This is a genomic window from Maledivibacter halophilus (genome assembly GCF_900167445.1).
GTDB classification, from domain to species: Bacteria; Bacillota; Clostridia; order Peptostreptococcales; family Caminicellaceae; genus Maledivibacter; species Maledivibacter halophilus.
Map to the genome: position 1 here is coordinate 357,063 of NZ_FUZT01000005.1, position 13,780 is coordinate 370,842.

The window sequence follows — 13,780 nt, forward strand, 5'->3', positions numbered from 1 at the left end:
TTATGATGAAGATTTAGGTATCATATTTCTCTGGAAATACTTCAAATATGCTTATCTATTTTTTTTCTTCAGTACTATTCTTATTCTTTTTACTTGTAATAATATTCCTGCTATTTACCATTTCTTCATTATCAACGGCACCAAGATCACCAGCTATTTCATAAGCCATTTCATTAAAAAAATTTTCTTGATTTCTCTTTTTATTATTTTTTTTCTTCATAAAAAATCACCTCATTTGTATTTTTTGTAGGGGCTTTCAATAAATACAGGGTAATTTTTGTATAAAAATGTATTATATCTAAAAAACTCCTTATTTTGCTAACTCTTTAGCCAATTTAACCATCTTTATAAATTCTACTCTATATCCTTCAATATCCTTACCTCTATTTTTTTCTGCCTGCTCTATGACACGGTCATAGCTTGAATTTCCTTTAAACTGGGAATCCCTTAAAAGCATACCAAACTCAGCCACTGCACTGGCAAAATTAAAATCCTGTAACGTCTTTTCAGTTTCTTCTTTTTCTATAACTGGAAATTCAATCAATTTACTCTTTTCTCCTTGAGGTTCTTTATATCTTAATTTAACATACATTATATCGTCACTGTCCTTTACTTTAGAATCCTGATATTTCAATTCATCGGTTCCGGGAACTTCTTCATCGGAATCAGATGGAATCAATTCATAAAAGGCTGTTACTGTATGTCCTGCTCCTATCTCTCCAGCATCCTTCTTGTCATCATTAAAATCTTCATCATTTAATAGTCTATTTTCATATCCTATAAGCCTATATGCCTTTACTTTACTAGGGTTAAACTCTACTTGTATCTTTACATCCTTAGCTATGGTAAATAAAGTTGAGCCTATCTCATCTACTAAGACCTTCTTAGCTTCTAAGATATTATCTATATAGGAATAGTTTCCATTTCCCTTATTAGCTAATAATTCTGCCTTAGAATCCTTTAGATTTCCAGTACCAAATCCAAGAATACTTAAAAAAACTCCATCCTTTCTTTTTTCTTCTATTAACCTTTTAAGCTCACCATCACTTGATGGCCCAACATTAAAATCTCCATCGGTGGCAAGTATTACCCTATTATTGCCATTATCGATAGAATTTTCTTTAGCTATTTTATAAGCAAGCTCTATGCCTTCTCCTCCTGCGGTGGAACCTCCAGCTCTTAAATTTTCTATTGCGTCTATTATTGTATCTTTTTCACTTCCACTAGTTGAGTCTAAAACTACTCCGGCAGCTCCAGAATAAACCACTACTGAAACCCTATCTTCCTCATCCAGTTGATTAACTAACATTTTAAAAGCAGACTTTAATAATGGTAATTTGTCTTCCTGATTCATTGACCCCGATACATCTATTAGAAAAACCAAATTGCTAGGTATTTTTTCTTCAGTTTCTATTTCTTTACCCTTTAAGGCTAACATAGCTAAATCATGATTTTCGTTCCAAGGGCATTTGCTTATTTTAGTTATTACACTAAAAGGAGCATCACCATGGGGCTCAGGGTAATCATAGGTAAAATAATTAATCATTTCCTCAATTCTCACAGCATCCTCAGGTGGCATTTTTCCATCCATCAAAAACCTTCGAACATTACTATAGGAAGCCGTATCTACATCAATTGAAAATGTGGATAGTGGATTTTCCAATGACAATTTGTAGCTATTTTCTTCTATATCTGAATATTCTTCTGTATTCATTTCTCCTTGTATGTAAATTGAATCAGATCCCCTTAGCTTTTCGGCAAATGTTGTATCAGCAGCAGATTCAGCAGGTGCAATATTTTCTAATGACTGTTCACCATTTTTTTCTTCTTCTTTAGCCATCTCAGTTTCTTTAGTAATACTACTGCATGATGAAATCAAACTTATTATCACAATAATAACCAACAACATAAAGATCTTTTTACTCATAAAAAACCCTCCCTAAATATCTTTTAATACACAATTGAGGGAATTGCACAATTACCTCTTGTAAAAACTAAATACTGCATTCAGTTATATCTAGTTTTAGAATCTCTACAAGTCTACTATCAAAATATATTTTATTTTAAAGAATAATATTCGCATATGCAATTGTTTTAAATTCAAATTATGCAATTATCTCAATCAATGTAATTTTATTCCACATAATATTATGACGAGAAAAAAATTAAAAAGTTCCAATTTTTCCAAAATAAAAAAGCTCCCATTTATAGGAGCTTTTTAAACCCATTATTTCTATTTATTAGTATCATTTATATAAACAAGCTTTTTGGAGCTGAAGTATTCCTGAACTTTGACTTTGTATATTGCCCAGTAAATAATAAGGCTGAGCATTGTTCCATAAAGTACATCTATTATGGAATGCTGCTTTATCATAACAGTTGAAGCAATTATAAGCACCATAATAATGGCAGAAATACGTTTGATAATTTTTCTATTCTTTAATTTTTTACATTTAACAACAGCTGCATGTACAGCAATCGAATCTAACACATGCATGCTTGGAGCACAATTTGTAGGGGTATCTGAAGCATATATGCTTTTTATGATATTAGAGAAAAAATCATTTTCTAATATTGTAGGCCTTAAGTTTTGCCCATTTGGAAATAGTAAATATAGAAAAAAGCATATGGTCATTCCAACAAACATAAATCCTGATAGCTTATAAAAATCTTCCTTTGAATTAAATCCTAAATAGATCAATGCAATAATAATGTACATATACCAAAACAAATATGGTATAACCATTTCTTTAACAAAGGGAATATAATCATCCAATTTTGAATACATTATATATTCCGGCTTAACAACTTTCTCTGTATAATTGTACAAAAGAAATATTACCAAATAATAAGATAAAATTAAAAAATGTTTATTTTCCTTCAGTCTTGTCATCAACATTGCTTTCACCTTTTTCTGTCAAAATATCCAAACTAAATACTATATCAATTAGAAAACCATTAAATTTAATGAAGCAGATTTTCTCATTTTCACCATAAATATTATATTAACATAAAATTGTAAAAAGTCTAGTCATTTTTTGTCGAAAATAAAAGATTTAATTTTCTATGCCAATTTTATTGCCATTTCTAATTGTTTTTTTTATTAATATAAAGTAATGATACCCTAAAGATTAATAAATTTTAAAACTGTTTATCTTTAGTATTTATTAAATCATTATAATGATTTAATAAAATATCAAGAAGTTTACTTGTTCGTACAACTTCTTCATCTATTAACTCCTCTTTTATTTTAATCAAATCCGTTAGTTTATCCCTTAATAAGTCAATATCCTTTAGTACTCGTTCTTTTTTGTCCATTTAAACACATCTCCTCCCTAGGTGAAGTTAATTGTATTTTTTAAATGGATACCAATCATAGCTTTTGCTTAACTTTCTTTCGATTTCTTTTGCACTTATTGGTTTGCTAAATAGATACCCCTGTATCATATTACATCTGTTCTGTTTCAAAAAGCCTAATTGCTCAATTGTCTCTACTCCCTCAGCTATTACGCCAATATTTAGGCTTTTGGCCATTGATATAATGGCCTTAACTATTTTTTTCTTATTATAATTATTAGTGATACCATCTATAAACATTCTATCAATTTTTATTTTGTCAACATTAAATTTACTTAGTTGCCCTAAGGATGAATATCCTGTACCAAAGTCATCTATAGCCAAACGAACACCTAATTTATTTAACTGCTTCACTATTTCAATAACCTGAACAGTATTTTTTGTAAGAATCGTTTCGGTAATTTCAAGCTGTAAGTACCTTGCTTTCATTCCTGTTTCTCTCAAAATTCTTCTAACAATTTCAAAAAAGTTTGGATGTTCTAATTGCAAAATAGATACATTAACCGACATAAATATAGGCTTATGTCCTGAACTTTGCCATATACTATTCTGCTTACATGCATTCGTAAGTACCCATTCTCCAATAGCATTTATTTCTCCACTTTTTTCTGCTATTGGTATGAATTTTGATGGAGGTATAAGCTTATTTCCTTCATAGTTCCATCTCAGTAAAGCTTCTACACCAATTATTTTTTCTGTCAAAGAAGAATATATTGGCTGATAATTTAAAAATAGTTCTTTCTTATTTATAGCATGTCTAAGATTATTTTTAATTTCAAAATTCTCTTGAATTTTCTTGTCAAATATTGGCTCAAATATTGTGAACTTGTTACCTTTAACTTCTTTTGATTTATACATAGCAATATCTGCATTTCTAACAAGCGTTGTGGAATCTGTTCCATCATGAGGGTATATTGATATACCAATACTTGTCATCATATTGAGTTCACATCCATTTACAATATAGGAAGTTTTTAGAACCTCTAAAATTCTTTCAGCTATATCCATTATTTGATAAGAGTTTTTAATTGTAGGAAATAAAATAATAAATTCATCTCCGCCAAATCTTGCAATTAAATCATTTTCACTTATACATTCAGATAATCTACCAGCATATTTTTTAAGTATCTCATCACCTATTAAATGTCCAAGGGTATCATTTATCTCCTTAAAATCATCTATATCCAGGAAAAATATTGCAAGTCCTTTATTATATTCCTCATTCTTTTCTCTCTTTAAAATTTCATAATTTAATTTATTAATAAAATATTCTCTATTATATAATTGTGTAAGATTATCTCTATTGGTTAAAATTTCTATTTTCTTTTCTTTTTGTTTTTCATCAGTAATATCGTTTAACATGGCTATAAAATGTTCTATATTTCCATTATCATCTTTAACAGCAATTATATTGAGCCATTCCTGATATATCTCTCCATTTTTTCTCTTATTGTAAATTTCACCTTGCCATTTTCCATCGGTTAATATAGAATTCCACATATTACTATAATAATTATTATCATGCTTTCCAGATTTTAGTATATTGGGATTTTTACCTACAACTTCCAGGGAAGTATACCCTGTAATTTTTGTAAATGTGTCATTTATCCATTCAATATTTCCATTTATATCAGTAATAACAACTCCAACTGTATTATTTTTAAATATTTCTGAAAAAAGCCTCTTATTCTTTTCTTCTTCCTTTATTTTACTAACATCTGAATATATACAATTTACACCAATTTGCTTTTTATCCTTTATTATTGGAAATCCTAAAAAAGCCACTTCTACTAATTTCCCATCCCTTCGTTTCCTCTTTGTTTCTTTTCTTACAAATTCACCTTTTTTTATACAATCTTTAAAATAGGTTGATTCGTCATAGGCTTCTTCATCACATATTACATTTGTTATGTTCTTATATCTTATTTCATCTATTGAGTACATAAAAATCTCTTCGAAGCTCTTATTTACATTCATAATTCTAAATTCATTGTCGAGAAGTGCTATAGCTTCTGGAGAATATTCAAATAAATATTTAAAATAAGTGTTTTTTATTTCATATCTTTCTTCTATTTCTTTCTTTTCTTGAACATCATGTATAATAAAAAGGAGAAATATTTCATTACTAATTACTATGGGACCACTATATACTTCTACATCTTTAACTCTGCCATTGGCTAGTTTGTGTTTAAATCTAAAAAACTTTCTATCTTCCATTTTAGCTAATTTCATTTCATCATATATTTCTTTTTCTGTTAAATTATTTATATCTTTAATATTCATTTTTAGCATTTTTTCTTTTAAATATCCATGATAATCACATGCCACCCAATTTACATCTTTTATATCACCATTTTTTGAATCGATAATGAGCATGGGGGTGTGGGGATTATTAAATATACTGGCATATTTATTTTCCCCTTCATTAATAAAAGACTCAAACTCTTTCCATAGGGTAATATCTTTTATAATTCCATTAATAATCCTCTCACCTTGTAATTCTTCCTCAATAAATATTATTTCCGTCCAAAGCATTTCTCCAGATATTGTTTTAAATTTATATTCAAATTTGGATCTTCCATAGTTAAATGTATTAGCAGCCATTCTTTTAAAAATTTCAATAGCGCAAGATTCACCATTTTGTATCTTCCAAGCTAAATCATAAAACTTCTCTCCTATCAAATCATCCTTGGTCAAATGGCCCAACATATTTACAAATCTATGGTTGCAATCTACAATTTTATCTTCTTTAATGATTAAAAATCCTTCCAAAGCATTTTCAGATAATAGAAAATTAATTATATCCTTTCTAATTTTCACACTATATCCCCCATTTATTTGTAGTGTTTTCTTGTATCATATGGAATTATATACATAATTATATAGAAGTAATGTAAAAACCTTACGGGATTTTGTAAAAAGATTGTAAAATTTTTAGATAAAGCATTAGACAAGTGTTATACTGAGATATGTATTTTTATTTATTTTCACAAATCATTTTTTGATAATTTTTTAAATTCCCTTTTAGCTCAATAAACTCCTCTTTTAAATTAGTAAATAAATCCTCTATTCTATGCAAATCCCCTCTTTGACATTGTCTTTTGATTTCTTCAATTAGATTTAACATTATTGATGATTGAAAATAGGATATACTTCCCTTAAACTTATGTGCACAATTCTTTAATTTTTCCCATTCACTATTTTGAATATATTTTTCCATATTACCTATAAATTCTTTTTCATATTTAGAACAAATTATATCTTCTATAATCTCGCATAAAAGTTTCTCATCTCCATCAAATCTTTCAATTATATTCTTTAAATTTAAATTTCTATTTAAAACATTTATTATTATATTATTTAGATTATCTGGCTTGACAGGTTTTGATATATAAGCATCCATACCTAATCCAAGACATTTTTCTTTATCTTGTTTCATTGCAGCAGCCGTCATTGCAATAATTGGTACATGAATATTCTTCTCTTTTTCTTTTTCCCTAATTAACTTTGTTGTTTCATATCCATCCATTTCCGGCATATTTATATCCATTATTATAATATCAAAATATTTTTCTTCTAAACGTCTTAAAACTTCTTTTCCATTAAAAACCTCAGTGACAATCCAATTATTTTTTTCCAATACTCTTTTAATTATCTTTTGATTAATATAATCATCTTCTGCTAAAAGAATATTTAATTTTAAAGGTTTTTTAGGGTTTAGATATAAATCTTCTTTATTAGATTTTTTATTTTCTTCTAATTCACCATATCCCAATTTTAATGTAACAGTAAAAGTACTGCCACTGCCGTATTGAGAATCCACTTTAATCCTTCCACCCATTAATTCTATAAGCTTCTTAGTAATTGTTAAGCCCAGACCAGTACCTTCATACTTCTTATTACTTAAAGAATCTACCTGTCTAAAGCCCTCAAAAATATCTTCAAAGTCACTTTGTTGTATTCCTATTCCAGTATCTCTAACAGAAAACTCTAATTCTATACTGTCCTTATATTTTTTTACAACCTGTATTCTTAAGATTATATGTCCCTTTTCAGTAAATTTTATTGCATTACTTAATAAATTAAAAAGCACCTTATTAATCTTATCGGCATCTCCTATTATTATTTTTGGAATAGAGGTATCTATATTTGAAAAAAATTTTATTTTTTTTGCCTTAGCCTGTAATTCAAAATACTTAACTGTTTTCCCAAAATAAGTTTTGGTAATAATATTATCATTTTCTATATCAAATTTTCCTGCCTCAATTTTAGTAATATCTAATATATCATTTATAATTACCAGTAATCTATCAGCTGAATATTTTAATAAAGATATATACTCTTTTTGTTCCGAGTTAAGATATGTATCTTTTAACAGATCTACAATACCAATAATTCCATTAATAGGGGTGCGAATTTCATGGCTCATATTGGCTAAAAACTGGGTTTTTATATTATTAGCTTCTTCTGCATATATTTTTGCTGCCTTTAAAGCTTCTTCATATTTCTTTTTAGTAGTAATATCCCTGACAACCATTATTCCCATATTTTTTTCATATAGTTGAAGCAAGCTGCAATTAACTTCTGTTAATATTTTTTTACCTTCTTTTGATATAAAAGTAATATCACAGGTAACTCTATGGATTTCAAAGAGTTCATTTTTAAAAAGTCTAATGTCCTCATCCTTTGCAAATAGCATTCTTATTCCTACTGGGGATAATTTGAACAATTCTTCTCTAGTATATCCCAATCTTAAACAGGTCTCATTATTTACGTCAATAATAGATTTAAAATCATTTTTTTCATCAAATTCTATTAAAACAATAGGATCATTAATTTTATTAAAAATCTGTCTGATATCCCTATTACTTTGTTTTAACAATTTTCTAAATTCATCTTTATCTGTTAGTTCATTGACTATAGAGTAAATTAATGACCTATTATTAATTTTTATAGGTCCGCTATGACTCTTTACTTTTTTTATTTCTCCATTAGATAGACGATGATGAAATATAAATTGATTACTAATTTCTAATTTAATTTCCTTCATTCTTTTAAATAATTCTTTCCTAGGCAATGTATTTATCTCACAAATATTCTTTTTTAAGATTTCTTCCTTACTATATAAATAGAAATTGCATGCTCCATCATTTGCATCAACAATATCTCCATTCTCAGGGTCTACTATAAGTATAATTGTAGGCCGATTTGTTCTAAACACATACCCATTCTCAAAGTTATTTATTCTTTGATTACTATTCACTTAAGCATACCTCTTTTCTTAACCGCAGCCCTTAAAATTTAATAATTCTATGAATTTAAATACTATATTTTTTACAGTTATTCAATTCTTATGTTGCCACTTTATTGTCAATACAAATATCTCTAAAACGATAACCTACTCCAGTAATTGTATCAATATATTTTTTTATTCTTTCAGTATCTCCTAATTTTTTTCTAATAGCTGAAATATGCATGTCAATGGTCCTAGTATCAGGAACATATCTTAATCCTCCTATTTTATTTAGCATGGCTTCTCTAGATATTACCTTTCCAGGATTAGAAGTTAAAAGAAGTAAAATCTCAAATTCTTTAAATGATAGCTTAATCAGCTTATCACCTTTTTTCACCAGTCTTTTTTCAATATTTATTTTTATATCATCAAAGATAATTATATTAGATCTATTTCCTAATGTTTTAGTTCTTCTAAGTATAGCATTGAGTCTAGCAATGAGTTCACGATGATGAAAGGGTTTTACAATATAGTCATCGGCCCCTACCTCAAGACTGAGAATCTCTTCCATTTTATCATTGCTGCTGGTTACCACAAGAATAGCTACTGAATTATGAACAGGGTGATTTCTAATAATCTTCAAAATTTCAATACCATGGATATCAGGAAGATTTAAATCTAGTATAATTGCATCTACACTAGACTTCTTTAAATATTCCAAGGCTTCCCTTCCATTTGATGCACTTACAGCATTAAATCCATATTTATTTAGAACGGAACTAATTATTTTAAAAACTATCATATCATCTTCTACAACCAAAACTTGTTTCCCTATATTCTCATCCTTCATAAAAACCACCTTTAATATTATTGCAGTATTACTCAATAAAATATTATGCCAATTTATCAATTTGTATTTATTAATAATAAATACCCAGATTATTATAGTATAACCATGGTTATTTCGGCGTAAGTACTTAGAATAAAGCTAAAATTTTAGACACTAATCATAGGTTTATAGTACTTAAAAAACTTGAACCTATGATTAATTCAATAAGTTCAAGCATATTATTAAAATCAATTAAATTATTGTTCTTTAGAAAATCTTTCATTTTTTAATGCTTTAGTCATAGAAACCATAGCAAAAACCATTACTATTGCAAAGGGAAATGCAACTATAATAGAAGCTGTCTGAAGCATTTCAAGTCCACCAGCCACCATCAAGGATAAAGCTAAAGCTGATTGTATTACTCCCCAAGTTAGCTTTCTTCTTGTACTTGGATTTAAATCACCATTTGATGACATCATTCCTAATACAAAGGTTGCTGAATCTGCACTAGTAATGAAAAAGGTTCCAAGTAATACTATTGCTGCCATTGAAATTAATGAACCAAATGACTGATATTTCATTATAACAAAAAAAGCAGTTTCGGCTTTTATTATAGCTTCCTTTGCAACATCCATTCCTGTATCTATACCCAGTGTTCCAAAAGCTGAAAACCAAAGAAAAGAAATCAATGAAGGAACCAGTAAAACTCCAATAACAAACTCTCTAATGGTTCTTCCTCTAGAAATTCTTGCAATAAAAGTTCCTACAAATGGAGCCCATGAAATCCACCATGCCCAGTAAAAAATAGTCCAATCTTTATACCATTCATTTTTCCCAAATGGATTTAATTCCACAAATAAGTCCTTTGTATATGCCAATAATCCATTCCCAAGATTACTAAAAATATTAAGAGTTGGTCCTATTATAAAACAAAATACAAGTAAAGTTCCAGCAATAATAACATTTGTATTTGATAATACCTTCATCCCTTTATCTAAACCTTTAGCTGTGGATAGCATGAATATAGCTGTTACAGCCACTACAATTAATAATTGTGTCAATGTATTTTCCGGAATATTAAATAAATAATTTAATCCCGAGTTAATTTGCAAAGTACCTAATCCTAAAGAAGTTGCAACGCCAGTTACTGTGGCAAATATTGCTAATACATCTATACTCTTTCCTATTTTCCCCTTAACTCTTTCTTCTCCAATTAGGGGAATAAAAATACTGCTAATCAAACTAGGCTTTCCCATTCTAAATTGCATATATGCAAGAGATAAGGCTAATACACTATAATTGGCCCAGGGATGTAATCCCCAATGCATAAATGATTTCGTCATTGCAAATGATTTTGCTGCTTCAGTTCCACCTTCAACTCCTATTGGATTAATAAAATGATTTAAAGGTTCTGCAACACCCCAGAATACAAGTCCAATACCCATTCCTGCACTAAATAACATTGCAAACCATGAAATATAACTATATTTCGGCTTTGAATCATCTGGACCTAATTTTATATTCCCATATTTACTTGAAGCAATCCATATACAAAAAAATATAAATAAGTTAATAGTGGTTAAATAGAACCACCCGAATTTTTCCACTAAAAAATTTAAAGTACTATTTGTTTTAGTTTCAAAGTTTGTTGGAAATATTAATGCCCAAAGTACTACAATTATTACTACAAATAATGATACATAAAATACTGTCTTATTCTTTTTTTTCATCAAATCCTCCTTTTTCCACAATTACTCATTTTAAAATTCAAAAAACACCCAAATGAATTTATAAAAGATTTAAATAATCATGATTTTATTTTAATCACGATTATCTAAAACTGACCTACTCATTGTATCATAGAAGTTGTTAGTTGTAAAATATATTCATATATTTTTTTACATTGATTAAGAAGCATTTTATAACAACATTTTAAATGTTCAAAGTTTATTACAACTCGGAACATATTTTCTAAGATAGTACTTTAAAATAGTTTATGGATTAAGAAGGTGTTTTTCAATTTATATAGAATACATATCCGAATATCTAGATAATTAGATATGTAAAAAAGGGTGAAGTGATATGATAAAAAATATTGTACTTAATTACATAAATTTTAACAAATATTTGAAAATATGCTTGTTAATTACATCAATACTATTTTTAATAATTCCTATTGAAATTCTGCCTAAATTTATTGACAGATTTGAAATGCTAATAGTTGTCTTTTTATACTATATGGTTTTCTACTTCTTTATTAAGATAAGGTTAATAAAAAATAGGACTTAAGATAAATATTGTAAAATAAAAGCAAAAAAAAATATTCAATTTCATTTAAATCTATTTCTATTTTTTCTATTTGCTGGATTTATTATAAGTTTAATTCTTGCATTATCAAACAGTGAAAATATAACCCTATATTTACTATTTACAAATATTATACTAACTTTACTTAATTATCTTTTAGAAAATCAGAGTAAATATTTATAAACTTATATAGTAAAACAAATCAAATATTTCACTATATTCAAAATAAAGGTGTTACATAGTATCTTCCTATAACACCTTTATTTGATATACGACACCAAGATTTCAAATTCTTTAATAATTTCTATCACTATGCAAAAGATTTATTTAATTGAGGAAATTTCATAATTTTCTCCTATAGAATCTACATACTATATTTTTTCTTAAAATCTCTAGAAGATTACTATCAAAATATACTCTATTTTAAATAGTGAAATTAAGAACAATACTTTCATATGCAATTAGCTCAATTCATAAAGATTCCTAAGTCTTTTATGGTTTATCTCTAAATAATCATTTATAATAATATCTGCAGAGGATAAATCCTGATCACCGGAATTAAGATTTTTAAATCCAATGCATTTCATTTCTGCTTTTTTAGCAGCATGTACTCCATTTTTTGAATCTTCAAAAACAATACAATTTTTAGGATCCACATTTAAAGCCTTAGCTGCCTTTAAAAATATCTCTGGGGATGGTTTTCCATTTTTTACATCATCTCCCGATACAGTTACTTTAAAATATTTCTCTAGCTTAAACATCTTTACCACGGTATCAACACTTTTTCTTACTCCAGATGAAGCAATTGCTAATTTTATATCCTTTTTATACAGATCATCAATTAATTCTACTACACCTTCTATAGGTTCTATATATTTATTTGAAAGTATATAATCTATATAGGATTCTACTCCCATTTCAACTAATTCTTCTATTGCAAATTCTCTAATTAAATCATGCTTTTCTTTTATATTCTTCCACATGTCTTTACATGCCATTCCAACATAAGAATTATGTTCCTCTTCACTTATATTTGCTCCAATTTCCTTAAATACCCTTTTTTCAACCTTTTTATGAATCGGTTCACTGTCAATTAATACTCCATCCATATCAAATATTACTGCTTCTATCATTTTTACTCTCCCCTTTAATTATTTGAGCAAATCTCATAATTATCTTCTTTAAAGACTAACTCCTACATCATAGGCGTTAACTTAAGCCACATTATGGAAATTTATTTTTGGAATAAGATATTCCTGTAGTAATTCTAAGGTTGTTTTTCGCCTACGTTTATCATGTAAACTTCGCTTAGATACTTTTTCAAAAACATTTTTTAATAAGTTGATGGTCATTATAGAGCAGGTAATGTTTTGCGAAAATATATTGTTATAAGATTTCAAGAGCTTTACAAATAAAAGTAAACTAACACCACGCTTAAAATATTTATAAGTAATAGGATATAGGATGTTATAAATTTTAAAAATTATAATCGATGTAATCAATCGTCCATATATTAAACATTCTAACTGATATTGTCCTGGATTTCCGATTTTATCTATATTTAAATAACTCTTCAAAGATTTAAATACAAGTTCTATCTGCCATCTTGCTCTATATATGTCAAAGACAGCATCAGGAGATAAATTCTCTTTAGATACGTTAGTAATAATAATATTCCATGCTAACAATTCAATTTCTCTTTTGCTAAGCTTTTTATCTTTTGCTTTTTTATTAGCTTTTCGCCTACGTTCTCTCACTACTTTTTCTGGTAGGCGAATAGCTACTAGGCGGCATTTTAATTGTTTTTTATATTTAAAACCTATAAAAACTTCTTTGTCTACAACAGTTTTGTTTTTTAGAAGTTCCACTATATCAATCTTTTCAAGAATACTATTATTTTGTATATAAATCATAGTTTTTTTATGAATACGAGTAAGATAGTAGGCACCTTTATCAGCTAATTTTTCAAAAAAGGCTTTACTAAAGTATCCAAGGTCTGTAATAAGCAATTCATTTTTATCAATTAATGTAAGTAGTTTATCTGTATAAGTTGT

The 13,780-nt window shown here is 27.7% G+C and carries 10 protein-coding genes; all 10 read right to left on the bottom strand.

The window, feature by feature from the left end; genetic code table 11:
• Nucleotides 1-55 precede the first annotated feature (55 nt).
• Nucleotides 56-220 carry a hypothetical protein gene (locus B5X81_RS27445; protein WP_170917393.1) on the bottom strand — a complete coding sequence of 55 codons (165 nt, stop codon included), beginning with the start codon at nt 218-220 and terminating at the stop codon, nt 56-58.
• A gap of 90 nt (nt 221-310) precedes the next feature.
• The gene (locus tag B5X81_RS11940; RefSeq protein WP_079492003.1) at nt 311-1,927 is read right to left on the bottom strand and encodes a vWA domain-containing protein; all 1,617 of its coding nucleotides are present in this window, start codon (nt 1,925-1,927) and stop codon (nt 311-313) included.
• 306 nt (nt 1,928-2,233) lie between these two features.
• A complete protein-coding gene (locus B5X81_RS11945) occupies nt 2,234-2,899 on the bottom strand; it encodes a phosphatase PAP2 family protein (protein WP_208985047.1) in 666 nt (221 codons plus the stop codon).
• Nucleotides 2,900-3,141: 242 nt separating this feature from the next.
• On the bottom strand, nt 3,142-3,318 hold the full coding sequence (locus B5X81_RS11950) for a Spo0E family sporulation regulatory protein-aspartic acid phosphatase (protein ID WP_079492004.1): 177 nt from the start codon (nt 3,316-3,318) through the stop codon (nt 3,142-3,144).
• Between the two features lie 27 nt (nt 3,319-3,345).
• Nucleotides 3,346-6,177 carry a sensor domain-containing protein gene (locus B5X81_RS11955; RefSeq protein WP_079492006.1) on the bottom strand — a complete coding sequence of 944 codons (2,832 nt, stop codon included), beginning with the start codon at nt 6,175-6,177 and terminating at the stop codon, nt 3,346-3,348.
• Nucleotides 6,178-6,334: 157 nt separating this feature from the next.
• Complete coding sequence (locus B5X81_RS11960) at nt 6,335-8,620, bottom strand: response regulator (protein WP_079492007.1); 2,286 nt, start codon at nt 8,618-8,620, stop codon at nt 6,335-6,337.
• An 88-nt stretch (nt 8,621-8,708) separates the two neighbouring features.
• Nucleotides 8,709-9,440, bottom strand: a complete 732-nt coding sequence (locus tag B5X81_RS11965) for a response regulator transcription factor (protein WP_079492009.1) — start codon at nt 9,438-9,440, stop codon at nt 8,709-8,711.
• 236 nt (nt 9,441-9,676) lie between these two features.
• Nucleotides 9,677-11,149 (bottom strand): BCCT family transporter, encoded by a 1,473-nt coding sequence (locus tag B5X81_RS11970; protein ID WP_139380313.1) that lies wholly within the window; start codon nt 11,147-11,149, stop codon nt 9,677-9,679.
• 1,038 nt (nt 11,150-12,187) lie between these two features.
• Nucleotides 12,188-12,859, bottom strand: a complete 672-nt coding sequence (locus tag B5X81_RS11975) for an HAD family hydrolase (protein ID WP_079492012.1) — start codon at nt 12,857-12,859, stop codon at nt 12,188-12,190.
• A gap of 81 nt (nt 12,860-12,940) precedes the next feature.
• On the bottom strand, nt 12,941-13,780 hold an 840-nt coding region (locus B5X81_RS11980; RefSeq protein ID WP_139380314.1), incomplete at its 5' end, for an IS4 family transposase.